This window comes from Vibrio sp. 10N.222.55.A1, from assembly GCF_041473835.1.
Lineage (GTDB): Bacteria > Pseudomonadota > Gammaproteobacteria > Enterobacterales > Vibrionaceae > Vibrio > Vibrio crassostreae_C.
Genome location: NZ_JBFRSX010000060.1, coordinates 83,865 through 108,148 on the forward strand (window position 1 = coordinate 83,865; position 24,284 = coordinate 108,148).

A 24,284-nucleotide genomic window follows, 5' to 3' on the forward strand; every position below is an offset into this window, starting at 1 on the left:
TTTTCGCTACTCGCCATTTTATGTCATTACTTCCCATCGATGCTTATCAAAACGTATTCCACGAACAAATCGCTAATTCTCACCTTGTCGTAGAGGCGGAAACCGGATCAGGTAAATCAACGCGCCTGCCACTTTGGGCCTCTCAACATGGACGAGTGTTAGTGGTGGAGCCAAGACGCATCGCGTGTACATCACTGGCTAAATATCTCGCGCAGCGATCAGGCGAGAAGTTGGGTAGCAAAGTGGGCTATGCGATTAAGCTTGAGTCGGAATACAACGAGCAAACTAACGTTGTTTTTGTGACGCCCGGTATCGCGCTGCGTTGGTTATCAGAAGATGGATTAGCTAGTTTTGATGTGATCGTGGTGGATGAGTTTCACGAGAGGCGCTGGGACATTGATCTGCTGGTGGCGATTCTGAAACAAAAAGCGAGTCATCGTTTGGTGATCACTTCAGCAACCATTGAGGGTGAACGCCTTGCTCATTATTTGGATGCGAATCGCATAAGCTGTGAAGGGCGAACCTATCAAGTTGAGATTGAGCACAGAGCGAATGAATCCAGAACACTGCCTGATAGTCGACATCTAGAGCAGCGTATCGCGGAAGAAGTGAATCATCAGCTGATCGCTTCTTCTGGCGATATGTTGGTTTTTCTGCCGGGTAAAAAAGAGATCGTGCAATGCGAACAAGCCTTGGCGAAAAATCCAGATATCCAAGTCGTTAAATTGCATGCGTCGGTCAGTGATAAAGAGCGAGATTCAGCCTTATCGGGTCGTAATATCAATACTGAAGGTAATGGTTTGAGAAAGGTCATCCTTGCGACCAACGTTGCAGAAACCTCATTAACCATTCCTGACATTGGCGTGGTGATAGATTCAGGATTAGAGAGACGCACCGTTCAGCGTAATGGCAGAACCACACTGATGCTTAAATCCATATCACGAGCGAGTGCCAAACAGCGAGCTGGCCGCGCGGGTAGGGTAATGGATGGCGTTTGCGTGCGTCTATATGGTGAACATGCGGCGTTAGAGTTAGTCACACCGCCTGAATTGCAGCGTGAAGAGCTGACTGAACCTATGTTGGCCGCAGCATGTTGTGGATCTCCGCTTGAGAGCTTGTCCTTCCTTGACCCTATTCCAGAGAAATCACTCAACAGTGCAACTCAAACCTTGCTGACGATGGAAGCGATTAACGCCGACCATCAAGTTACCGAGCATGGTAAAAAGCTGTATCCGTTGCCGATTGATGCTTTGTATGCCGATATCGTTACTCGAATCAAAACCAAAGCATTAAAAGAGGCGATGGTTGATCTCACTGCGGCGCTGTCCGTTCCTGCTCGCTTGTATCAGTTACCAAACAATGCAGAACATCTTGAAGCGCTCGCGCAACAAGAGAAGGAAGGGTGTGATTTAAGCCTGTTGATTCAGATTGTGCGCGGTCGAGAATATCCGCATTTAGACATCGACCAACAGGCTCTGAATGAAGCTCAAGGATTGGCGAAGCAAATGCGGGAGGTATTTGAACTTCCTCAGCTAGAAGTCGCGTCACGTTTCCAACGCATTGAATTGCTCAAGAGCATTGTGAATCTGCATCCTGAACTGGTGTTTGTGCGCCGACTGAAAAGGAAAGAAGCCTTTGCCAATGGTGTTTTAGAAGTGGTGCTCGGTCGTCAGAACCGTTTCCCTGATAATGCACAAGCGATGTTGGTGTTGGATACTCACAGCTTGCCGGGAAGAGGCGTTAAGCAAACACTGACCTTAGCGACGGTCACGACACCCATTCCTCTTGAGCTTCTCATTGATGCTGAACTAGGAGAGTGGGAGCAAGGCGAAACCGTTGTGAATGATGATGGTGTTTTTACCGAGATGGCATTGGTGTACGCAGGCCGCACGATTACAACCAAACTCGTCGCCGCTGAAGGGCAACTATCGTTAAAACCTATCGTCGACCTTGTGTTAAATGGAGAGCAGCTTCCCGGTTTTGCAAAGGCTCGCACTCAAGAAATCAAACACTGGCAGTTGTATGTGAAACTTGGTCTCGATGAACAAACTAAATACACACCAGAAATTGAGAACATTAACTTTGAGCTATGGTTTATAGAGCAGCTTGAAGTACTAGGTGTTACTGATGTCAGCGAATTGGAAATGTTCGATCATGCAGACATACCGTTCGATGGCATTCCAACTTGGCTCTACTCAGAATTTTCGGAAAAATACCCGTTTGCATTGAGCCTTGCCGACTTGCAACTCGATGTTGAATACTTGCCCGCAAGAAAGCTGATTTACGTCCATTATCAGTCGGGTAGCCGAAAGTTATCGCCAAAACGTTGGGAGCTACCGACATGGTCTGGTTGGCGTATTCAGTTCAAAAAAGCGAGTCGAATAATTGATATCAAATAGATGGATAAGTTTTATCTCTAAAATATTAATCAAATAGATGCATATATGATTTTTCAGTGCTTATTTTGTTACAAGTTTGATTTTTATATGCCTTTTTAACCAATCAAAAGGTCATAAAAGACTATTCTTCTATATCCTATTGCTATAAAGAAAGAGTTGATAGATATTGAGTATATTGTGTTGCCAAAGTGTCGGGGGACATCATGGATAAACAGGAAGAGACGCGTGTAGAGTTCGATTACACAACATTTCTTGGCGCCTCATGCAGTAAAAAATGGACTTTTCTGGAAGCACTCACCACAATTGCGCCAGTGTTCAGTACCGTCTGGCGAGATAGCATTAAAGAGTTGGGCACCCCAGAGGATCGTTTATGGCAGATGGCATTGAAATCAATGTCGACGCGTAAAAGTGATGAGTCGAACATTGTTACCTTACTCAAGCTCGCTAAGCTGGAAGGGATCAATGAGCTCAAAGTGGTGATGCCATATTCACTTGAAGAAGAGCAGATCGAGTATATTGAATCGCGCAGTCATTTAGTGATTGCGGGTAATTCTGGAGAAGAGTTCACGATTAAGCTGTAACTTCAGCTCGCCTATAATCTCTCTCGAGGAATAGTAAAAACGTACACGTAAAAAGGGCCTCAAATATTGAGGCCCTTTTAGTATCTAAAACTTGAGTCTACGAGCTTATTAGCTTTCGAGCTTTTTATTTTGAGATTAAGCGATTAAGCGATTAAGCAATTAGCAATTAAGCGACTAGTCGATTAGACCATAGTCAGCGCGCAGTACATCGATGATCTCTTGCTTAGGATTTTCGCTCAGTACGATCTCCGCACCTGTGATTTTCGCTGCGATATCAAGGTAAGTGCGAGACAGAGACATTAGAGAATCCAGTGGAAGTTCATTGTCACGAGCCAATGCTTCACGTTCTGGCATACGCTCTTTATTCAAAAGAATGTCGGCATCAGGGAAGTAGTTAAGCAAGAACTGACGGAAGCCTTCTTTTGAATTCTCAACGATGTTGCCGTTGTTATATTCCTGAGTATCCCAAATGCGAGATGAATCTGGAGTACCGACTTCGTCCATGTAGATAAGCTTTTCTTTGCCTTGAGCATCGTTGACGTAGCCAAACTCAAATTTGGTATCAACAAAGGTTTGGTCTACTTTTGCTAGCGCTTGGCTGATTACGTTGAAGCCTTCTTTAAGAAGTTTTTCGTAATGCGCGATGTCGCTTGCTTGAGTAAAGTTGAATGCTGCGAAGTTATCTTCGATGTTGTTGCGTGTGATGTTCACATCGTCAGCTTCTGGAACGCCAGGAATACCTTTCAGAATCCCTTTTGTTGAAGGCGTGATCAGTAGCTCAGGCAACTTCTTGTCTTTCTCAAGGCCTTCAGGCATCTCGATACCACAGAATTCACGTTCGCCGTTTGCGTATGCACGCCACATTGAACCAGTGATGTATTGACGACAAATCGCTTCGATCATGACTGGGCGAGCTTTTTGTACAATCCATACGAACGGGTGAGGGATATCAAGAATATGACTGTCAGCAAGTCCGTTGTCTTTAAACAATTTGAACCAGTGGTTAGAGATAGCATTCAGAGCCGCTCCCTTACCTGGAACACCTTTAAGATTCCCTTCACCACGCCAGATACAATCAAATGCAGAGATACGGTCACTGATCACCATGATTGCTAAAGGCGCATCTGGTGCTACATCGTAGCCTTTCTCTTTAATTAGTCGTTGGCTATCTTCTTCAGTTAACCAGTAGACCGAACGAACCTTGCCACTGTGGACAGGTTTATCAGTACGGATTGGTAGGTCATCATTTACGGCAAGAACTTGATCAGCAAGGCTCATTTAGACATTCCTATCTTTTATCAAACGTCATACAGAGAAGTGCGGTGTGCACATGATTAGACGGGCATTATACCCAATCTACTATTTGCTTCCAGAGAAAAAGCAAACGTTTGCTAAATCTGTTGTTTAAATAAAAACCCCCGCCTAACAATCCGCTAAAAAATGGGCGAATTGTAGGGCAGGGGAAGGCAGTATGTTTGGACTGTGTTTTGGCGAATTGTTTCTTAAGTTAAATTAAGTTTGTTAGCTAAAAGATTAAGCTATGTTTGTGGACCATGTTTTTGAGCCAAAATGTTATTAAGCCAACATGTTATTAAGCAAGGTGGCTTAGTGAATACGCTCTGAATTTGCATCCATAAAGAAGACTTCACATTGAAAGCGTAACCCTAATGTTCTTAGGTACTGTTGGCTGAACTGATCAATCGATGCACTTGCAACAATCGCGCTCGCATTCTTAGAGCGGATTGCTTTCTCGACAGTCTCTACCTCAGTCATTTGATGAGAGGCTTTCATATGAATAACGCGGTCGCAGCAAACATTATGTTGCTTAAGCTGCTTAGCCGATGGTCTTGGTGTTTGAGCCGTAAACAGTAACCACTGATGTTGATTGGACAGCAACGCCATTCTTGCAAACAACGCTTCCTCGTTTGAATTTTTGCTTTTACGAGAAACTGATGTAAATGCGCAGTGAACTAGCGGGCTAGAGTGTTGTGCTTTAACGTGTGCTTGAATCATTTTGCTGTCCTTATATACATGCTGTATGTGTATACAGTAGTTTTAGTTGCTTATAAGATCAAGCGTTTTTTGCGGGATTATTGGACGATTTCGTCTGAGGTTATGGATGGTAAATGATTAAATCATTGAAAGTATTCGATAAATTAAATTTGAATGAATCTGCTGTTTTGTATCATAAGTTGAATAAATGTGAGCTTTATACAGGTGTATACACTGGTTTTTGCAGAAAAGTACTGTATATACCTGTATAGAAGAGAGAACAAAGAAGAAAGAAGAAAGAAGATCTAAAACCACAGGCACAAAAAAAGCGCCTTAGGCGCTTTCTTATATTTCACGGTGTTGCTTATCTCAATGTCGCTTGGGAGAGTTTTGCTCTCATTTCCATTTCACCAATATTGAACTGGCGAACATCAATGGTTGCAATATCATTGCACTCGTTACATGCATGATGACACTTACCATCTAGGTAGTCGTGCTTTTTAACTAGGCTTGGCTTTTTGCACCAATCACAAACGCCTTCTATTGTGAACATATTCTCTCCTCACCTGTTTAAGTCAGGTGTATTTTCGGCGCAAATTATGACACAAGTAAGACCCATTAGTTAATAGTTTGTTACCCGTTTTTGAGAGGGGGATCGATTGCAACACCAATAAAATCGATATCTTTGAGATCTAGGAAAATGAAGATGTGTGTTTGTTTACGGTTTTGTAACATTTTGTAAAATGGTTTTTAGCGCATTGTTCAAACGTTTCATTTCTTCGTCACATCCGTGACCATCTGGATGGTAGATCTTTGATAGCTGTTTGTATCGGATCTTGATGCTTTTCTGGTCGGGGATTGAGCTAGGTGTGTAGCCAAATAGCGCGCAGGCCACCTGCAAATTACTCAGACCTTTGCTGTTTTTCTGCTTCTTCAATTCGTGGAACATAGTGTGCAGCTGGCGTTTTTGCTGCTTAATCGTAAGGTCCTTCGAGCTAAGCTGCGCTTCAAGTGATTGTTGTTGCTGTCGCGAATCACCCGACTTTAGAGCTTGTCTTTTTCTTGAGATAACGAGCGTCGCAATAATGCTGATGATTGAAATCAACACGGCCAACGCAGCACCAATCATATAGTCAGAGCTAGTTAGGTTAGAACTGGAGAGGTTAGAGCGTGATGCTTGGTTAGATTGAACGTGCTTAGATACCCCCTGACTGGTGTCTATTTCAGAGTCGATGCTGTCATCGAGCTGTTCTATTGAAGAGATCTGTTTTGCACGTTGCTGGTTGAATTGTGCTTCCAAAATGCGGTTGTAGCCCTCTTCTGCTTGTGGATTATCTTTTAAGGCTGCTTCATACCATAGCTGCGCTTTATCTAATGGTTGAAGGAGGTCTTGTTCTAGCGAGGATTCGTAGAGTTTTGCTACCTCGATAGGTGCGCGCTGGTTACCTTGCAACGCCGCTTTAATAAACCATTCCAAAGCAAGCTTGTTACTTTGTTCAACACCTGTACCTGCCAAGTACCATTCACCCAGTCTAAATTGCGCGTTTGGGTTGCCGTTTTCTGCTGACTGCGTGTACCAATACAATGCATCACTGGTGCTAACAGGAACGTCGACACCCGATTCATAAGCTTGAGCCAATTGGTATTGAGAAACTGGATCTTGAGGTTGTGATTCTAGTGAAAATTCATCACTGCTTGCTGCGTGCACGAAATGTGTGGTGGACAACGGTATCGTGGAAAAGATGAGGGCTAGAAATAGAGCTCTAAGAAATGATGAGGGGGGAAAATTGGACACGATAAACAATGGGACCTCATAGTTAAGTCTAATACGATATGTGGTTGTCAATTAAGTCGTATCTTCTTCGGCGAGTGATACGACTAAAGTAATCACTATCAATACCCTAAGCCAATGTGCATCGGCTCTATGATTTAGTTATCTTTTTAGCTGCCTGGGTACCGCCAACTGGTCGATTAACAGACAATTTACGACCTTTCTTCAAACCAACTTCATAATCGGCGGTGAGGTTTTTCATCGCTTCTCTCAGTTGCTGCTTGAACGTTTCACGGTCGATATTTTTGAATTCTTTATCAATGTAGTTATTGATCTTGTTGTTTGATTCGTCGTCGGGAGTAATGGTTGGTAGCTTTTCAAGCGCACCTTCAACCCAGCCTGAAACAAACGAGTTCACGCGGCGTGTCACTTCTAAGGACCCTGTGCCAGAGCCAGCAAAGCTATTTCTGAATTGGCCGGTGTGTTCATTCAGTTCACGATAAATGATATCGAAAGCGAACGCTGCGAAGATCGCGCGGTCGGCTTCACCAATGAACTCAACACGCTTGAGGCCTTTATGATTCAGCAATACGGCTTCTACGCCAAATTTGGTGTTGATACCGCGAATAACACGCAGCAGTGTAGAACTGATATTTGCAGGTAACAGGTGACTGGACTGAGTTTTCCCCATCTTGATAAATTCAATATCGTCTTTTTCGAGACCATATTTCAGCATCAAGTTATGCGCCATTTTTATCGCATTGGCAGCTTCATTGACGTTCGCAGAATTTCCAAGCTCAAGACACTTGGCAATTTTCTTTAGGGCTTTTTTCTTATCCATCGACAATTTAATCAGTACCGCAAATTTTTAAAAGTCCAACATTTTACATGTTTTCGCGGGTAACAGAAAGGCAAAACTGGTTTGATGAACAAGGAAGGCGGTGAACATTGAACTGCATGAGCCCAGTTGGCGGTAAAAACAAAAACGCCATCAAGCGTATTGATGGCGTTAGTGCCACGTTTTTTCAATATGTCTAGAGCATTCGTAAACTAGATACCCAGTTCATCGAGTAGATCTGCCGCAGAATCATTGCCAGAGCTTTGAGCTGGCTTGTTCGCTTCTTGCATTTTTTTCTGAGTCGCCTCAAGAATGCTATCTGGACATTCGTCTTCTGCGATTTCAAATTCTTCTAATTGAATGAACTCAGTCTTATCCATCGCAAGCTCAAGGTAGAAGATGTTGTTATTAGCGGTAGAGAAGGTCACACGACGAGCTTGTGGACGGTCGAGATTGGTATCAACAGAAAGGTTAACTTGCTTGTTCAGAGCCAGCATTTTCGGTTGGTTTTGTGTGATGTTGGTTTGCAGCTCTTTGCGGATTTTATTGGTGAAATCGCCAACTAATTGGTTCATCAACTCACCCAATACATCACCCACTTCGTCTGAAGTATGAAGCACAGCAAGCTCGTTTTCAGGCATGCCCATATTGCGCATGTAATTGGTGTAGATCTCTAGCGCTGCTTTGGACGTAAAATTAATAACAACGAGACCAGAAAAGCCGCCGTCAAACAGAACGAAGCAACCAAAATCTGGCTTTAGGCTTGTCTTGTTGATCTTTTGAACCATGGCTGAATAGGACACCTGAGAAGCCGTCGCTGAAGTCAGTACGCTTGAGACTGATTGGCATAGTTTAAGAAGGATATCTTCAGTTGTGACTGTTTTGTTTTTTTTCATTGTGATGTGCTCGTGGAGATGTCTTAAACAAAATGTTATTCAGTATATTGTTACTGAATTAAGACGAAAGTGACTATTTCTCCATTCTTGCACTGAGATTCTGATTTGATCACCTTTTTATATGATCTTAATAGTAGTAAAGTGACGAAATTCAAAGAAAATTATTATAAATCTCAGATAACCCAATGCTGATAGGATCAGCGAAGTAGGGGCAGGAAGCAAATGTTACCAAGACTTCAACTCAATGCTGATGTCGATCCAGTTGTCGTACGCTTTTTAGATGAACTAAAAACAGCGGGCTTTACTGGCGACATTGAATCTCAATATTCTAGCCGTTTGGCTGTGGCGACTGATAATAGTGTCTATCAGCAATTGCCGCAGGCGGTCATCCTTCCTAAAACAACGCAAGACGTTGTGCTTATCGGTAAAGTGGTTTCTAAATCCGCTTACGAACGCGTGACTTTTTCCCCTCGTGGCGGCGGTACCGGAACCAACGGACAATCTTTAACAAAAGGTGTCGTGGTTGACCTGTCGCGATACATGAATAAGGTTCTTGAGATTAACGAGAAAGAGGGCTGGGTAAGAGTTCAGTCTGGTGTCGTTAAAGATCAATTGAACGACGCTGTTCGCCCTTATGGTTACTTTTTCTCTCCTGATCTATCAACCAGTAACCGAGCAACCTTGGGTGGCATGATCAATACCGATGCTTCGGGCCAAGGGTCATTGAAGTACGGCAAAACGTCTGACCATGTATTGTCGCTGCAAGCGGTGTTCGCAGATGGTTCATGTCTAGAATCTGATTTATCACGCGGCTTACCTGTAGAGGGTGAATTCGCTCACCATGCACTTGCGGTGACAGAGGCGGTTTGTCGAGACAAACGCGCTCAAATCTTAGATAAATTCCCTCCGCTGAATCGCTTCTTAACAGGCTATGACCTAAAGAATGCAATCAACGAACAAGATGACAGCTTTGACCTAACTCGCGTTCTATGTGGCGCTGAAGGTTCTTTAGCATTCATCACGGAAGCAAAGTTAAACCTAACCAAGATTCCAAAAGCGCGCACACTGGTTAACGTGAAATACAACACGTTTGATTCTGCGCTGCGTAATGCGCCGTTCATGGTGGAAGCGAAAGCACTGTCTGTTGAAACGGTAGATTCAAGAGTATTGAACCTAGCGAAGCAAGACATCGTTTGGCACACCGTGAGCGATTTGCTGACTGATGTTCCGAACAAAGAGATGCTTGGCATCAACATGGTTGAGTTTGCAGGCCAAGATGAAGCGGAAGTTGAACAGCAAGTTCAAGCGCTGACTGCACGCCTTGAAACCATGGTTGAAAGCGAAGAAGCCGGCGTGATTGGTTTTCAAGTTTGTAGCGATTTGGCGAGCATTGGCCGAATCTACAACATGCGTAAGAAAGCAGTGGGTCTGTTAGGTGCGGCGAAAGGCCGAGCTAAGCCAGTCGCTTTTGCTGAAGATACTTGTGTACCACCAGAAAACCTCGCGGATTTCATCTCTGAATTTAGAGTGTTACTCGATTCAAAAGAGTTGAATTACGGCATGTTTGGTCACGTTGACGCGGGCGTATTACACGTTCGTCCAGCATTGGATCTGTGTGACCCGATGCAAGAAGCATTGATGCATGAAGTCTCTGATGAAGTGGTTAAGCTGGTGGCGAAATACGGCGGTTTAATGTGGGGCGAGCACGGTAAAGGTTTCCGTTCTGAGTATGGCCCAGACTTCTTTGGTGAAGAGCTGTTTACCGAATTAAGACGTATTAAAGCAGCATTCGACCCGCACAACAAGATGAACCCAGGCAAGATCTGTACGCCTTTAGAAAGTGACGCTGAATTGGTGAAAGTCACCGATACCAAGCGTGGTTTCTACGACCGTCAGATCGACGTACAAGTTCGTGACAGCTTCAAGCAAGCAATGGAATGTAACGGTAACGGCTTGTGTTTCAACTACGATACTAGCTCGCCAATGTGTCCTTCAATGAAAGTTACGGCTGACCGACGTCACTCACCCAAAGGCCGCGCAGGCTTGGTAAGAGAGTGGTTGCGTCAACTGACTGAACAAGGCGTTGATATTCTCGACCTTGAGCAAGAAGCGTTGAAAGACAACACACCCGTTAAGACTATGATTGAGCGTGTTCGCAATACGATGAACAAACGCCATGAGTACGATTTCTCGCATGAAGTTCATGAGGCGATGAACGGTTGTTTGGCGTGTAAAGCGTGTGCGAGTCAATGTCCGATCAAAGTCGATGTACCAAGTTTCCGTTCTCGATTCTTGAACATCTACTACTCGCGTTACCAGCGCCCTGCAAAAGATTATCTAGTTGCCAACATTGAAACCATGCTGCCGCTGATGGCGAAAGTGCCAAAAGTAGTCAACGCTGCATTGGGTCAAAAGTGGATCCAAACGGCAACAGCTAAAACGGTCGGTTATGTTGATGCACCATTGATGTCGGTGCCTACGCTCAAAAATCGTCTAGCGAGTAAAGAGCTGCAACTCTTCGATTTACAGTATTTAGAAGGCTTGTCTTCTGAACAGAAGAAACAGCATGTGCTGATCGTTCAAGACCCGTTTACCAGCTTCTATGATGCCGAGGTAATTGAAGACTTCGTCACTCTGGCTCAAAAACTTGGCAAAACTCCGGTACTGCTGCCGTTCAAACCGAATGGTAAAGCGTTGCACATCAAGGGCTTCTTAAATCGTTTTGCACGTGAGGCGAAATCGACTTCGGATTTCTTGTCGATGGTGGCGGATATCGGAATTCCTTTGGTCGGTGTTGATCCTGCTCTTGTGCTTTGTTACCGCGATGAATACGTCGAGATCTTAGGTGACAAGCGCGGCGACTTTGATGTACTTACTGTGCATGAATGGTTAATGCCATCGCTAGGTGAGTTCGAAGCACGCTCAGCAAGTGAAGATATGTGGTACTTGTTCGCTCACTGTACAGAGAAGACCAAGATGCCGAACGCTGAAAAAGAGTGGGGCGCTATCTTTAAGCACTTTGGTGCTGCGTTAACCAGCGTTCCTGTCGGCTGTTGTGGTATGGCGGGAACTTTCGGCCACGAAGTCGATAAGCTACAAATGTCGAAAGACATATATGGTTTAAGCTGGAAGCCTCAGATGCAGGACTTACCAAAAGATCGTTGCTTGGTGACGGGCTATTCTTGCCGCAGCCAAGTGAAGCGTTTTGAAGGTGAGAAGCTTGCTCACCCATTACAGGCGCTAGCAAAAATTCTCTAATACATTTAGCCCAGCAATTGCTGGGCTTTTTTCTAAACTAACAAAGGAATGTTAATAAGGAAAAGTATGAAATTTCTAGAATTAAAAGTACCACCCGTTGCACTGTTCATTATTGTATTCGTAGCATCATACTTCTGCGCTCAACAGTTGAGCCAAGGGACACTGGCATTGCCTCATGGAATGATTGTGTTAGGAATCGGAGTCACATTGAGTGGTGTGGTCGGAATATCCGGCATATTGGAATTTCGAAAACAGAAAACCACCGTTAACCCGATCAAAGTCGAAACCGCTTCAGCCGTCGTGGACAGTGGGATCTTTGGTTACACGCGAAACCCAATGTACTTAGGGTTGTTCATCCTGCTATTTTGCTTTGGCTACTTCTTCCAGAATATCTTCAGTGTACTACTTAGCTTTGGCTTCGTAATCTACATGAATTACTTCCAAATCAAACCCGAAGAGCGAGCACTAGAACAATTATTCGGCGCAGAATATGTTGATTACAAACAAAAGGTTAGACGCTGGATTTAGTGATGATTTGAGTGCTGGCTTAGTAATCGAAATAAAAAAGCCCAGCTTGAGATTATCAAGCTGGGCTTTATTGATCTTGTTCTAGAGCTGATTAAGCAGCGGCTGTGAACTGAGCTAGAAACATCTCTTTGCGTTCGTTGAAGCGGTTTACTAGGTCGTCTACAGAAGCTTGGTCGTATGGCTTAAGGCCACTTGCTACCATACGCTTCACGCCTTTACCTACTACTTCGCCGTCTTCTTTGAAATCGAAGTTCAGGGTCACGATGCCACGTTTGCCTTCAACATCAAAAGTCGCGCCAGAGAATTCAACTTCTGGGTGAGACAGGTCTAGGCGAGTAAATTCAACTTCCATGCTCTCGTAAATAACAAGAGGGCGTTGGCAGTTGATCATCATTTGTTGTTCTTCCATAAGAGGAACCATGATGTGTGGGAAGTTCATGCCAGAGAACTTAACGTAGTTTGTTACCACGTGCTCGATGAATGCTTGGTCGTGGCTCTTTTCACCTTCACAAGACATGTGTAGGTACTCTTTGCCTTTCTCGTCAACCAGTGAGCTTTCTTTCTCACATTTGTTGTCAACGCTAAGCGCAATACCGTTACCCACCATACCTGAAAAATCAAAACGCATTTTTTGGCTGATGCCTTCTTTCTGCAGAAGAACTGCAAACAAAAGATCGCCAGGCACGCAGAAGCGCTTGTTGTCTTCATCGTGAATTGGGTTGAAGTCAGCAGCTACTTTTTTAGCAAAGTGGCTAGCTTGTTCACGAGTGAATTGAAATTGATTGTCTTCAGTAGAAAAGTAAGGTGTCAGAAACATAGTATCGCTATTAGTCATCAAATCTGGGGTGGATTATAGCTAACTAACTTCGATCTAATGGTCTATCCAGTTAACTTTGCTTATATATCAGTCAATTAGATAAATACGTTGGATGGTATGTGGCAGTTTTACAGGGGATATGGTGACTGGCTCAATGCAACAAGGGCTAATCGATAGCCCTTGTTTATATGACGTGTTATTTCACGACTCAGAAGCTACACAAAATACCTTCAGGCATTAAGTGGTTGTGTACAGACAATTTGAGCAATAAGTTAGCTTGCTCGATATCTGGTGAGAAGTAGCGATCTTTGTCGTAGAAGCTGACTTTCTCGCGCAGTATCTGTTTTGCTTCTTCTACTCGAGGAGAAGAGAGATTTGGTGCTCTAAAATCCAAGCCTTGTGCTGCTGCTAAGTATTCAACAGCCAAGATGCCACGGGTGTTTTCTGCCATGTCACGCAGTCGACGACCCGCAAAGGTTGCCATAGATACATGATCTTCTTGGTTTGCCGATGTTGGAAGGCTGTCTACTGAAGCTGGGTGTGCCAGTGTTTTATTCTCGCTTGCCAGAGCAGCAGACGTTACTTGAGCAATCATAAAGCCTGAGTTAACGCCGCCGTTATCGACTAAGAAAGGTGGAAGTTTGCTTAGTGCGCTATCAATCAGCAGTGCCATTCTTCGTTCAGAAAGGCTACCAATTTCTGCAATCGCAAGTGCTAGGTTATCCGCTGCCATTGCCACAGGTTCTGCGTGGAAGTTACCACCTGAAATAATGTCGCCGTCTTCAGCAAATACCAGTGGGTTATCCGATACCGAGTTCGCTTCAACGTTTAACGTTTCTGCTGAATTACGAATTTGCTGTAAACAGGCACCCATCACTTGAGGCTGACAGCGCAACGAGTAAGGGTCTTGAACCTTTTCACAGCAAGTGTGTGATTCACCAATCTCACTCTTTTGATCAAGCATATGGCGATAAGCAAGCGCGGCATCCATTTGACCACGATGACCACGAACGCGATGAATTCGAGGGTCAAACGGACGACGACTACCCAGTGCAGCTTCAACAGACATTGCACCACATACGGTTGCAGACGCAAACAAGTCTTCCGCTGCGAACAGACCTTCTAATGCAAAGGCAGTCGATGCTTGTGTGCCGTTTAACAGCGCTAAGCCTTCTTTCGGCGCAAGTGTGATTGGTTCAAGACCTGCGATCTGCATTGCTTCTAAGCCAGTGATGATCTTGCCGTTGTGGCGTGCTTGGCCTTCACCTAGCAGAACGGTACTCATGTGGGCGAGGGGAGCAAGATCTCCAGATGCGCCTACTGATCCTTTTTGTGGAACACACGGGTAAACCTGCGCGTTCACAAGATCGATAAGAGCGTTAATCACTTTGAGGCGGATACCAGAGTAACCGCGAGACAAGCTGTTAATCTTCAATACCATCATCAAGCGTACGGTTTCATCAGACATGAACTTGCCAATGCCCGCAGCGTGAGAAAGTACGATACTTTTCTGTAGAACTTCGAGATCTTCAGGCGCAATCTTGGTGTTTGCTAATAAGCCAAAACCCGTGTTGATGCCATACACAGTGCGGTCTTCAGCAATCACTTGTTCGACAACTTGCATGCTCGCTTCGATATCCGGGATTGCTGCAGGATCGAGTGATAAGTTCACAGGGCTACGGCTGATTTTTCGAAGTTCAGATAGGCCAAGAAGTCCTGGCTTAAGTAATAAGTTCAACATGTTCTCTCCAGACATTAAAGGCGACGAAGTTCTTCGTTTAGCATAGGTAAATCAAGCTTCTGCTCTTTGGCACATTGCTTGGCAATATCGTAACCTGCATCAGCATGACGCATAACGCCGGTTGCTGGGTCATTGTGAAGTACGCGAGCAATACGCTGTGATGCATCTTCACTGCCGTCACAACAAATCACCATGCCTGAGTGTTGCGAGAAGCCCATACCAACGCCACCACCGTGGTGCAAAGAAACCCAAGTTGCGCCGCCCGCTGTGTTCAGAAGGGCATTCAATAGAGGCCAATCTGATACGGCATCTGATCCATCCATCATGCCTTCTGTTTCGCGGTTCGGGCTTGCTACTGAACCTGAATCTAGGTGGTCACGACCGATAACAACTGGTGCTTTCAGTTCGCCATTTTTCACCATTTCATTGAATGCTTGGCCTAAGCGTTCACGATCTTTCAAGCCAACCCAACAAATACGCGCTGGCAGGCCTTGGAACTGAATGCGTTCACGCGCCATATCTAGCCAGTTATGTAGATGTGGGTTGTCTGGAATCAGTTCTTTTACTTTTTGGTCTGTTTTGTAGATGTCTTCTGGGTCACCAGATAGTGCCGCCCAACGGAAAGGACCAATACCTTCGCAGAATAAAGGTCGAATATAAGCCGGAACGAAACCCGGGAAATCAAACGCGTTTTCTACGCCTTCTTCCAGTGCCATTTGGCGAATGTTATTACCGTAATCCACGGTCGCTGCGCCGCGGTATTGCAGGTCTAGCATCGCTTGTACTTGAATCGCCATTGATTGCTTAGCGGCTTTCACCACTTTTGCTTCATCAATGGTGCGCTCTTGTGCGGCTTTCTCCATCGTCCAACCTTGCGGCAAGTAGCCGTTAAGAGGATCGTGGGCAGAGGTTTGGTCAGTCACCACATCAGGTGTGATATTGCGTTCAACTAACTCTGGGAAGACGTCTGCGGCGTTACCTAATAAGCCAACAGAGATTGGCGTGTCTGACTCTTTAATCATTGCCATCGCTTCATCTAAGCTGGTGGCTTTTTTGTCTACATAGCCAGTACGCAAGCGGTAGTCGATTCGTGATTCATCACACTCCACTGCGATCATTGAGAAGCCAGCCATCGTTGCAGCAAGAGGTTGAGCGCCGCCCATTCCACCAAGACCGCCCGTTAGAACCCACTTGCCGTTTGCTTCACCTTGGAAGTGCTTCTTCGCGATAGCGACAAAGGTTTCGTAAGTACCTTGAACGATGCCTTGTGAACCAATGTAGATCCAGCTGCCCGCGGTCATTTGGCCGTACATCATCAAGCCTTCTTTATCGAGCTCGTTGAAGTGTTCCCAGTTCGCCCAGTGTGGAACAAGGTTCGAGTTAGCGATCAGTACGCGAGGTGCGTTTTTATGAGTCGGGAACACGCCCACAGGTTTACCGGATTGAACAAGTAACGTTTGGTCGTCCTCTAAACGCTCTAATACTTCAACAATTTTGTCATAACATTTCCAATCACGTGCCGCGCGACCAATACCGCCATACACAACCAGTGCATGTGGGTGTTCTGCCACATCAGGGTCTAGGTTGTTCATCAGCATACGCAGTGGTGCTTCTGTTAACCAAGATTTAGCGCGCAAAGTGGTGCCGTGAGGTGCGCGAATTTCGCGAGTCGTGTCGAGACGAGGGTCACTGTTGTGGTGTTCCGTCATTTTGGAATTCCTTCTGTTTCACGTTATATCGTTGTAGTTGTAGTTGTAGTTGTAGTTGTAGTTATCGGTATAGCTGGATTAGTCGCTGGCCATTGCACTGGCAATATCCCAACATAAACGAGCCGCTAATCGAGCCGTTTGGCCATCGACGTCGTAGTCTGGGTTGTATTCCGCTATGTCCGCGATAATGAGTTTTTCACTGTGTTGGAAAATCTGTTCTAGAAAAGGAGCAAGCGCTTCATAGCTCACGCCTCTTGCCGCTGGTGCACTTACGCCCGGCGCAGTAGCTGCGGGGAAAACATCGAGATCAATGGTGAGATAGAGATAATCACACTCAACGATGAATTTTTGTAACTTGATCAGTTGAGCGACTTGATTCACTTGGGTCATGTTGCGGTCGTGTTCATACCACACGCCCAGTTGGTCAGCTTTGTTAAACAGCGCTTTGGTATTGCTGGCGGCACTCACACCAAGACAAGCGTAATGAAACGGCCATTGATGTGCGTGGCAGTAATCACTGATCTGGTTAAAAGGCGTGCCGGAGCTCGGTTTAACATCGGTGATGTCGCTTTCAAATTCACGAAGATCAAAGTGAGCATCAAAATTAACGATGCCGATCTTAGGATTGTGTTCTGATTGAATTTTATTTAGGTGCTCAGCGAGACCTTGGAACGTTGCCCAAGCCACCTCGTGACCACCGCCAAGGGTAATCACTTTGTTGGTTGCTAAGGCATTGGCAATCACAGAAGCACACTGTTTTTGGCTGACTTCTAATTGACCATCATTGCACTCGATATCACCAAGATCGGCGATGTGTGCGTCACTGTGCCAAGCCATATTCGCCAACGCTTGGCGTATCAAGTTAGGTGCTTGTTTCGCGCCCACGCGTCCTTTATTTCTTGCAACACCGGCATCGCTGGCAAAGCCTACCAAGGCGATATCACCGTCAGTCAGCTTGTCACTTAACTCACTACTTTGCACTTGCTTGGTAATGTGATGAACGCGAGTACCGAGTGCGCCATCTTCAAGATCATTACGTCCGGTCCACACAAAGTTATGCACGGTTGTTGCGTTCTCTTGGATAGCGTTGGATTTAGATTGAGTCATGACACACCTCGCCATTAACAATGCGTTTATGCAGGTGAGGAACACCGACTTGATAGCTTAGATCTGCAGGGTGGTCGATGTTCCAGATAGCCAAATCTGCGGCATAACCGATTTCGACTTTGCCTTTGGTTTGTGACTCACCAATGGCAGCCGCCGCGTTACAAGTTACACCGCGTAGCGCTTCTTCAGGCGTCGTACCAAACAGGGTGCAGCTCATGTTCATCATCAGGGTTAAGTCTGCAAAGGGAGATGTGCCGGGGTTTAGGTCGGTCGCGATCGCCATTGGGATTTTGTGTTCACGAAGTAAAGCAATAGGTGGCTGTTGAGTCTCTTTCAAGAAGTAGAAAGCCCCGGGTAATAAGGTGGCGACTGTGCCTGATTCTGCCAGTGCTTTTACTCCGGTTTCATCAAGGTATTCAACATGGTCGACAGAGAGTGCACCGTATTTAGCTGCGAGCGCACTGCCGCCCATATTTGAAAGTTGTTCAGTGTGACCTTTAATCGCTAGCCCATGTGCTTTGGCAGCTGCAAATACACGTTCGGTTTGTTCTAAGTTGAAGCCGATAGATTCGCAGAACACGTCAACGGCATCGGCGAGCCCTTGCCCCGCAGCTTTAGGAATGATCTCTTGGCAAACCAGATCTATGTAACGATCTGGTTGTTCTTTGTATTCTGGCGGTACAGCATGTGCTGCAAGGAGAGTGGTAGTGATCTTAATTCGGCGATGATTTTCTAACGCTTTAGCTGCACGTAACATCTTGAGTTCGTCTTCAAGTGTTAAACCATAGCCCGATTTTACTTCGATGCTGGTTACGCCACTTCTTAGCAGGCCATCGAGTCTAGGTAGTGCCATTTCAACCAGTTCAGACTCTTGCGCTGCGCGTGTTGCAGTGACTGTCGCAAGAATCCCGCCGCCTTGTTTGGCGATGTCGGTGTAAGAGATACCATTCAAACGCTGTTCAAATTCGTTGGCGCGATTGCCTGCAAATACGAGGTGAGTGTGGCAATCAATCAGACCTGGGGTGACGAGCTTGTTCTTGCAATCATAGGTGATGTAATCCTCAGAGTTATCAGTGCTCGGTTGTTCTACCTCAGAATCAAGTACGCCTTGGTTTGAACAAGAGATGGACACGATTTTACCGCTTTCGATAACGATATCTTGAGGGGAAGAGGGCTGATAACCGTCGGATCCCGAACTCATGGAGACCACTCGTGCGTTTTTGAGGATCAAATTCATAATCACCTAGATCTTTGCTAAATATTAAATGTATATACAAATAAATAGGCTAAACGCTGACCCGAATCAAGTTGATGTTGCAAAAATGTGATCGGCGAGCAGGATGATGTTCTTTAATCTAGAAGTATCTTGGAGCTTAATTTGTACTTAGAGCCAGGATGGTAGAGCAATGCAAAGCTGATGAGGCGTTCTTTGCTCCATGTTCTTCTATTCAAAAGAAGGCAAGGCTCTGATTCAGATAGCTTTAGTGACGTTCTGATTTGAGAGTCTGGAATAATGGCTTCAACTGTGTGCTCGATAGCACTTAACGGGCAGCTTTTTGAAAGGTATTCATTAGGTGTGGAAGTTGAAAAGTCTTGCTCTAGGTATTTTGGAGCGGCTTGAGAGTTCACCCAGCGCGCTTCCAATTGAATCGGTGCGTTGTCCGCAAAGTGTATGATTTCACTATAGAACACTTCTGCGTTAATCATCACACCTAACCGTGTAGCCGTGCTTTCATCAGCCTTGATACTATCGTGCTTGATAACTTGGCTAGTATACGTTTGGCCTCGGTCTTTGATCTCTTGCGCTATGTTGTTGATATCAAGCAACGGAGATTGCGCTTTTTCGTCGGGTTCACAAACAAAAGTCCCCAGTCTTGGTTTCCTGATGAGCTTGCCTTCAGACACAAGATCTCGAATGGCTTTATTGACCGTCATTCGACTCACATTGAACTGCTCGGTAAGTTCGAGTTCTGTGGTGATTTGGTAACCCACCGGCCAATGACCACTGCTGATCTTGTCATCTATGAACTGTTTTATCTGAAGGTAGAGCGGTGCTTTCGACATAATGAAACCTTATTTGACTATACAAATAGAGTAACGGAATTTTTCACGATTTCAACATTTCCTCGGGCAATGTGACCTTATTCAACATAGATGGGGCAAATTGCTTGATTCTGTGAGGCAAGTGTCGCAAATTGTCACGCAATAACTATTCGTAAATCAGATAATTAGAAAGGGAAATAATATGTTTAAGAAATTAAAGGCCTCGTTGGGCATCGGTGCAGCAAAGGTTGATACTGTCTTAGATAATATTGAAGTTTTCCAAGGTGGAGAGTTGTCTGGCAATGTTCACATTGTTGGTGGTGACGTTGAGCAACAAATCGACCTGATCAACTTGGTTCTCAACACAGAAGTAAAAGTAGAAACGGAAGATAGCACCAGCTACGAAACCTTTTCACTGGGTCGTATTCAAGCCGTAGAGCCTTTCGTTATCCAACCGGGCGAAACCAAACTGGTTCCATTCCGACTTAAGTTAAATGATGAAACGCCAGTCACCGCGTTGAACGCACAAATGAACCAATGCCATGTGTGGGTTGAAACCAACCTAGATATAGGCTTCGCGATTGACCCTAAAGACCGTGACTTTATCTCCGTACACCCACTGCCAACAGTTGCTAAAATCATCCAAGGCGTGGAAGCATCCGGTATGGCAATGGTGAAAGCTGACGTAGAGAAGGGCTTCTTAAAAGGCAACAACTTTGCTTCTCGTTCGGGTTGTTACCAAGAGATTGAATTTCGCAGCGGCGGTTTCATGAATAATAAAGAGATCGAGCTGTCATTCATCGTTGAAGGCTCAATGGTTCACTGCCTAGCAGAAATCGATCGCTCAATGAGCTTCCGTGGCGATCAATACATCTCATTCAGCTTGCCTGCGAACGCTGCCGATTCAGACATTCGCAATGCAGTTTCAAGAATCATGAGTGCGTAGTTGCCTCTCTGTTAGTAGTGTCTTTCTATTAATAGGTTCAATATGATTTCTAAAGCCGAACTTAAACGTTCGGCTTTTTTGTATTGTAGATAAAGCCAACGAATTAATGATTGAGCTATGGGTAAGGCGTTAGAAGGATCTATATAGAAGAGACATTTCAGTCATATAGTTTTTGTGGTGCTACGGGACTAACATTGTCATTTCATATAATTTCGTTACAATGTTCGGCTACTCACAGATGTGGCATCTGTATTTGCTTCTATGTGGGTATATTTATTATGCATATATCCCCAATCAGCGTACTCGTTGATTGAAAGACATATATTAAACATTTTCATGTGTTGCTTGGTGTGCAACACCACTGTAAAGGACAAATAATGCCAATTATTACTCTTCCTGACGGTAGTCAGCGTCAATTTGACAACCCTGTATCAACTCTAGATGTTGCCCTATCAATCGGTCCTGGTCTTGCGAAAGCTACCATTGCTGGTCGTGTAGACGGCGAGCGTGTTGATGCTTGTGATCTTATCGAAAACGATGCAAGCCTAGAAATCATCACAGCTAAAGATGAAGTTGATGGCCTTGAGATCGTTCGTCACTCTTGTGCTCACCTTTTAGGCCACGCGGTTAAGCAGCTTTTTCCAGAAGCGAAAATGGCGATCGGTCCTACTATCGATAACGGTTTCTACTACGATATCGATCTTGAGCACTCTCTAACGCAAGACGATCTAGAAAAGATCGAAAAGCGCATGAAAGAGCTAGCGAAGACCAAATACCAGGTTGTTAAGAAGAAAGTTAGCTGGCAGGAAGCGCGCGACGCATTCGAAGCTCGCGGCGAGACTTACAAGATTGAAATCTTGGACGAGAACGTTTCTAAAGACGATCGTCCAGGCCTGTACCATCACGAAGAATACATCGATATGTGTCGTGGTCCACACGTGCCTAACATGAGCTTCTGCCAGCACTTCACTCTACTTAACGTAGCGGGTGCATACTGGCGTGGTAACAGTGACAACAAGATGCTTCAACGTATCTACGGCACTGCATTCCACGACAAGAAGGCACTTAAAGCTCACCTTGTGCGCCTAGAAGAAGCGGCTAAACGTGACCACCGTAAAATCGGTAAAGCGCTTGACCTATTCCACATGCAGCAAGAAGCACCAGGCATGGTGTTCTGGCACCACAACGGTTGGACTATCTTCCGTGAGCTAGAAGTATTTATTCGTCAAAAACTGACTGAGTACGATTACCAAGAAGTTAAAGGCCCATTAATGATGGACCGTGTTCTTTGGGAACGCTCTGGTCACTGGGATAAGTACGCTGAAGCGATGTTCACTACTTCTTCAGAGAACCGTGAATACGCTATCAAGCCAATGAACTGTCCTGGTCACGTTCAAATCTTCAACCAAGGTTTGAAATCTTACCGTGATCTACCGCTACGTATGGCTGAGTTCGGCTCATGTCACCGTAACGAGCCGTCTGGCGCACTTCACGGCATTATGCGTGTTCGTGGCTTCACTCAAGATGATGCTCACGTATTCTGTACTGAAGACCAAGTTCAACAAGAAGTTAAAGCTTGTATTGAAATGGTTTACGATACTTACACAACTTTCGGCTTCGAAAGCATCGTTGTTAAGCTATCTACTCGTCCAGAACAGCGTGTAGGTTCAGACGAAATGTGGGACCGTGCAGAGGCTGACCTTAAGCAAGCGCTAGAGGCAATGGACATTGCATACGAGATTCAAGAAGGCGAGGGTGCGTTCTACGGACCTAAGATTGAATTTACTTTGCATGATTGTTTGGACCGCGCTTGGCAATGTGGTACAGTGCAGCTCGATTTTGCATTACCAGAACGTTTAGGTGCTACTTACGTAGGTGAAGATAACGAGCGTCACACGCCAGTTATGATCCACCGCGCGATTTTAGGTTCACTAGAACGCTTCATTGGTATTCTTATTGAAGAATACGCTGGCTTCTTCCCAACGTGGTTGGCGCCAGAACAAGCAGTTGTAATGGGCATTACAGACAAACAGTCTGAATATGTACAAGAAATTACGAAAAAACTGCAAAAAAGTGGATTTAGAGTCAAAGCAGACTTGAGAAATGAGAAGATTGGCTTTAAAATCCGCGAACATACTTTGAAACGTGTACCGTTCATGCTTGTGTGTGGTGACCAAGAAATGGAAGCCGGCGAAATTGCAGTACGTACACGTAAAGGTAAGGACCTTGGCAAATTTAAAGTGGATGACTTTATTTCATACATCCAAGCCGAGGTTTCAAGCCGTAAGCTCAATCTGGAGGAATAGCTATTAAAGGCGGAAGACGTGGCCAACAACCGGCCAAACAAAACCAGCACCGTTTAAACGGTGACATTCGTGGCGTTCGTGAAGTGCGTCTAACTGGCGCAGACGGCGAAGCTGTTGGTGTAGTATCAATCGCTGAAGCGATGGAAGCTGCAAATGAAGCTGGTATGGATCTTGTAGAGATCAGCCCTAACGCCGAGCCGCCAGTTTGTCGTGTGATGGACTACGGTAAGTTCCTCTTCGAGAAGAGCAAAGCTGCGAAAGAGCAGAAGAAGAAGCAAAAGCAGGTTCAGATCAAGGAAATTAAATTCCGACCTGGAACTGATATTGGAGACTATCAGGTAAAACTACGCAACCTGACTGGTTTCCTAGAAGACGGCAACAAAGTGAAGGTAACAATTCGCTTCCGTGGCCGCGAAATGGCTCACCAAGAAATCGGTGTTGACGTTCTTAATCGTTTGAAAGCGGATACTGAAGAATTTGCAGTAGTCGAATCTTTCCCAACGAGAATTGAAGGTCGCCAGATGATCATGGTGTTGGCCCCTAAAAAGAAGTAATTAACGGCTTTGCAAGTAATTGAACCCTGCAGCCTCAGGTTGCGGGGTTTTATTCGCCCTAATTACTATGTTATTAACAACTCAACAATGCGGAGTTATTCATCATGCCTAAGATGAAAACCAACAAAGGTGCTGCTAAGCGTTTCCAGAAAACTGCTGGTGGTATTAAGTTTAAGCACGCTGGTAAACGTCACATCCTGACTAAGCGTACTACTAAGAACAAGCGTCAGCTACGTCCGAACTCGATCCTTCCTAAATGTGAAGTTGCTCAAGTTCTACGTATGATGCCATACGCTTAATTCTTTTTAGTTTATAAATTCGTTTAGTTTAGGAGAAGCATAATGCCTCGCGTAAAACGTGGTGTACAAGCTCGTGCACGTCATAAGAAAGTTCTAAAACAAGCTAAAGGTTACTACGGAGCACGTTCACGTGTTTACCGCGTAGCTTTCCAAGCAGTTACCAAAGCTGGTCAATACGCTTACCGTGACCGTCGCAACAAGAAACGTCAATTCCGTCAACTTTGGATTGCACGTATCAACGCGGCATCTCGTCAAAATGGTCTATCTTACAGCCGTTTCATCAATGGCCTAAAGAAAGCATCTATCGAGATCGACCGTAAGATTCTTGCTGACATCGCAGTATTCGACAAAGCAGCATTTGCTGTTCTAGTTGAAAAAGCGAAAGCATCTCTATAATTTAGAGTTAGCTTAAAGGTTTAAGAAAAGGAGAACTTCGGTTCTCCTTTTTTATTGCCTGTAATTTGGCTTTGCCATACTCTCTCGCATCTCGCATCTCGCA

At 45.1% G+C, this 24,284-nt stretch carries 20 protein-coding genes and 2 pseudogenes; 9 read left to right on the forward strand and 13 right to left on the reverse strand.

The features are described from left to right. Positions 1-20: 20 nt before the first annotated feature. Both AB4493_RS17365 and AB4493_RS17370 read left to right on the forward strand, forming a co-directional pair. On the forward strand, positions 21-2,399 hold the full coding sequence (locus AB4493_RS17365) for a helicase-related protein (RefSeq protein ID WP_372155513.1): 2,379 nt from the start codon (positions 21-23) through the stop codon (positions 2,397-2,399). A gap of 203 nt (positions 2,400-2,602) precedes the next feature. Next, the gene (locus AB4493_RS17370) at positions 2,603-2,980 is read left to right on the forward strand and encodes a hypothetical protein (RefSeq protein WP_017059766.1); all 378 of its coding nucleotides are present in this window, start codon (positions 2,603-2,605) and stop codon (positions 2,978-2,980) included. A gap of 174 nt (positions 2,981-3,154) precedes the next feature. On the opposite strand, the gene AB4493_RS17375 is transcribed toward AB4493_RS17370, so the two are convergent. From AB4493_RS17375 to AB4493_RS17405, 7 genes and pseudogenes are all read right to left on the reverse strand, one after another. Beyond that, a complete protein-coding gene (locus AB4493_RS17375; RefSeq protein WP_017055177.1) occupies positions 3,155-4,258 on the reverse strand; it encodes a phosphoribosylaminoimidazolesuccinocarboxamide synthase in 1,104 nt (367 codons plus the stop codon). A gap of 327 nt (positions 4,259-4,585) precedes the next feature. After that, positions 4,586-4,993, reverse strand: a complete 408-nt coding sequence (locus AB4493_RS17380) for a SulA-like leucine-rich domain-containing protein (protein WP_017055178.1) — start codon at positions 4,991-4,993, stop codon at positions 4,586-4,588. A gap of 343 nt (positions 4,994-5,336) precedes the next feature. Beyond that, a complete protein-coding gene (locus AB4493_RS17385) occupies positions 5,337-5,525 on the reverse strand; it encodes a hypothetical protein (protein WP_017059767.1) in 189 nt (62 codons plus the stop codon). A 165-nt stretch (positions 5,526-5,690) separates the two neighbouring features. Then, a pseudogene (locus tag AB4493_RS17390) lies at positions 5,691-6,128 on the reverse strand (hypothetical protein); the annotation flags it as partial. Positions 6,129-6,208: 80 nt separating this feature from the next. Next, positions 6,209-6,776: pseudogene (locus tag AB4493_RS17395) on the reverse strand (tetratricopeptide repeat protein); the annotation flags it as partial. 118 nt (positions 6,777-6,894) lie between these two features. Further along, complete coding sequence (locus AB4493_RS17400; protein ID WP_017059769.1) at positions 6,895-7,584, reverse strand: DUF2786 domain-containing protein; 690 nt, start codon at positions 7,582-7,584, stop codon at positions 6,895-6,897. Between the two features lie 209 nt (positions 7,585-7,793). Then, entirely contained in the window at positions 7,794-8,477 is a 684-nt protein-coding gene (locus AB4493_RS17405) for a DUF3334 family protein (protein WP_017059770.1), read from the reverse strand. A gap of 222 nt (positions 8,478-8,699) precedes the next feature. Here AB4493_RS17405 and AB4493_RS17410 point away from each other — a divergent pair, with 222 nt between their 5' ends. Together AB4493_RS17410 and AB4493_RS17415 are read left to right on the forward strand one after the other, a co-directional pair. Then, on the forward strand, positions 8,700-11,735 hold the full coding sequence (locus AB4493_RS17410; protein WP_372155514.1) for an FAD-binding and (Fe-S)-binding domain-containing protein: 3,036 nt from the start codon (positions 8,700-8,702) through the stop codon (positions 11,733-11,735). Between the two features lie 66 nt (positions 11,736-11,801). After that, positions 11,802-12,263: an isoprenylcysteine carboxylmethyltransferase family protein gene (locus AB4493_RS17415; RefSeq protein WP_372155515.1), complete on the forward strand. Its 462-nt coding sequence runs from the start codon at positions 11,802-11,804 to the stop codon at positions 12,261-12,263. Between the two features lie 91 nt (positions 12,264-12,354). Here the strand turns inward: AB4493_RS17415 and AB4493_RS17420 are convergent, their stop codons facing one another. The 6 genes from AB4493_RS17420 to hutC form a co-directional block, all read right to left on the reverse strand. Then, entirely contained in the window at positions 12,355-13,080 is a 726-nt protein-coding gene (locus AB4493_RS17420; protein WP_016792117.1) for a DUF3581 domain-containing protein, read from the reverse strand. A 208-nt stretch (positions 13,081-13,288) separates the two neighbouring features. Then, positions 13,289-14,821 carry a histidine ammonia-lyase gene (hutH, locus tag AB4493_RS17425; RefSeq protein WP_048607477.1) on the reverse strand — a complete coding sequence of 511 codons (1,533 nt, stop codon included), beginning with the start codon at positions 14,819-14,821 and terminating at the stop codon, positions 13,289-13,291. Between the two features lie 14 nt (positions 14,822-14,835). Next, positions 14,836-16,530, reverse strand: a complete 1,695-nt coding sequence (gene hutU / locus AB4493_RS17430; protein WP_048615115.1) for a urocanate hydratase — start codon at positions 16,528-16,530, stop codon at positions 14,836-14,838. A gap of 78 nt (positions 16,531-16,608) precedes the next feature. Continuing rightward, a complete protein-coding gene (gene hutG, locus AB4493_RS17435) occupies positions 16,609-17,637 on the reverse strand; it encodes a formimidoylglutamase (RefSeq protein ID WP_017059776.1) in 1,029 nt (342 codons plus the stop codon). Further along, on the reverse strand, positions 17,624-18,874 hold the full coding sequence (hutI, locus tag AB4493_RS17440; protein ID WP_372155516.1) for an imidazolonepropionase: 1,251 nt from the start codon (positions 18,872-18,874) through the stop codon (positions 17,624-17,626). Before hutI ends, hutG begins: the two co-directional genes overlap by 14 nt. A gap of 113 nt (positions 18,875-18,987) precedes the next feature. Continuing rightward, positions 18,988-19,701: a histidine utilization repressor gene (gene hutC, locus AB4493_RS17445; RefSeq protein ID WP_017059778.1), complete on the reverse strand. Its 714-nt coding sequence runs from the start codon at positions 19,699-19,701 to the stop codon at positions 18,988-18,990. 181 nt (positions 19,702-19,882) lie between these two features. Between hutC and AB4493_RS17450 the strand changes: the two genes are divergently transcribed. The 5 genes from AB4493_RS17450 to rplT all read left to right on the forward strand — a co-directional run bounded on the left by AB4493_RS17450 (position 19,883) and on the right by rplT (position 24,181). Further along, complete coding sequence (locus tag AB4493_RS17450; protein ID WP_136978508.1) at positions 19,883-20,626, forward strand: sporulation protein; 744 nt, start codon at positions 19,883-19,885, stop codon at positions 20,624-20,626. A gap of 377 nt (positions 20,627-21,003) precedes the next feature. Continuing rightward, complete coding sequence (gene thrS / locus AB4493_RS17455; protein ID WP_017059786.1) at positions 21,004-22,932, forward strand: threonine--tRNA ligase; 1,929 nt, start codon at positions 21,004-21,006, stop codon at positions 22,930-22,932. Between the two features lie 2 nt (positions 22,933-22,934). Beyond that, positions 22,935-23,486, forward strand: a complete 552-nt coding sequence (infC, locus tag AB4493_RS17460) for a translation initiation factor IF-3 (RefSeq protein WP_076654893.1) — start codon at positions 22,935-22,937, stop codon at positions 23,484-23,486. A gap of 104 nt (positions 23,487-23,590) precedes the next feature. Further along, positions 23,591-23,785, forward strand: a complete 195-nt coding sequence (gene rpmI / locus AB4493_RS17465; RefSeq protein WP_004738430.1) for a 50S ribosomal protein L35 — start codon at positions 23,591-23,593, stop codon at positions 23,783-23,785. 42 nt (positions 23,786-23,827) lie between these two features. Then, complete coding sequence (gene rplT / locus AB4493_RS17470) at positions 23,828-24,181, forward strand: 50S ribosomal protein L20 (protein WP_004733517.1); 354 nt, start codon at positions 23,828-23,830, stop codon at positions 24,179-24,181. Positions 24,182-24,284: the final 103 nt, after the last annotated feature.

Bases quoted from the DNA above. Each gene is read 5' to 3' on its own strand.
- hutU (WP_048615115.1), bottom strand. From the start codon at position 16,530: ATGACGGAACACCACAACAGTGACCCTCGTCTCGACACGACTCGCGAA.
- AB4493_RS17375 (WP_017055177.1), bottom strand. From the start codon at position 4,258: ATGAGCCTTGCTGATCAAGTTCTTGCCGTAAATGATGACCTACCAATC.
- rplT (WP_004733517.1), top strand. From the start codon at position 23,828: ATGCCTCGCGTAAAACGTGGTGTACAAGCTCGTGCACGTCATAAGAAA.
- AB4493_RS17450 (WP_136978508.1), top strand. From the start codon at position 19,883: ATGTTTAAGAAATTAAAGGCCTCGTTGGGCATCGGTGCAGCAAAGGTT.
- AB4493_RS17380 (WP_017055178.1), bottom strand. From the start codon at position 4,993: ATGATTCAAGCACACGTTAAAGCACAACACTCTAGCCCGCTAGTTCAC.
- AB4493_RS17400 (WP_017059769.1), bottom strand. From the start codon at position 7,584: ATGGATAAGAAAAAAGCCCTAAAGAAAATTGCCAAGTGTCTTGAGCTT.
- hutI (WP_372155516.1), bottom strand. From the start codon at position 18,874: ATGAATTTGATCCTCAAAAACGCACGAGTGGTCTCCATGAGTTCGGGA.
- AB4493_RS17365 (WP_372155513.1), top strand. From the start codon at position 21: ATGTCATTACTTCCCATCGATGCTTATCAAAACGTATTCCACGAACAA.
- AB4493_RS17405 (WP_017059770.1), bottom strand. From the start codon at position 8,477: ATGAAAAAAAACAAAACAGTCACAACTGAAGATATCCTTCTTAAACTA.
- AB4493_RS17385 (WP_017059767.1), bottom strand. From the start codon at position 5,525: ATGTTCACAATAGAAGGCGTTTGTGATTGGTGCAAAAAGCCAAGCCTA.
- hutG (WP_017059776.1), bottom strand. From the start codon at position 17,637: ATGACTCAATCTAAATCCAACGCTATCCAAGAGAACGCAACAACCGTG.
- thrS (WP_017059786.1), top strand. From the start codon at position 21,004: ATGCCAATTATTACTCTTCCTGACGGTAGTCAGCGTCAATTTGACAAC.
- AB4493_RS17410 (WP_372155514.1), top strand. From the start codon at position 8,700: ATGTTACCAAGACTTCAACTCAATGCTGATGTCGATCCAGTTGTCGTA.
- AB4493_RS17370 (WP_017059766.1), top strand. From the start codon at position 2,603: ATGGATAAACAGGAAGAGACGCGTGTAGAGTTCGATTACACAACATTT.
- rpmI (WP_004738430.1), top strand. From the start codon at position 23,591: ATGCCTAAGATGAAAACCAACAAAGGTGCTGCTAAGCGTTTCCAGAAA.
- AB4493_RS17415 (WP_372155515.1), top strand. From the start codon at position 11,802: ATGAAATTTCTAGAATTAAAAGTACCACCCGTTGCACTGTTCATTATT.
- AB4493_RS17420 (WP_016792117.1), bottom strand. From the start codon at position 13,080: ATGTTTCTGACACCTTACTTTTCTACTGAAGACAATCAATTTCAATTC.
- hutC (WP_017059778.1), bottom strand. From the start codon at position 19,701: ATGTCGAAAGCACCGCTCTACCTTCAGATAAAACAGTTCATAGATGAC.
- hutH (WP_048607477.1), bottom strand. From the start codon at position 14,821: ATGTTGAACTTATTACTTAAGCCAGGACTTCTTGGCCTATCTGAACTT.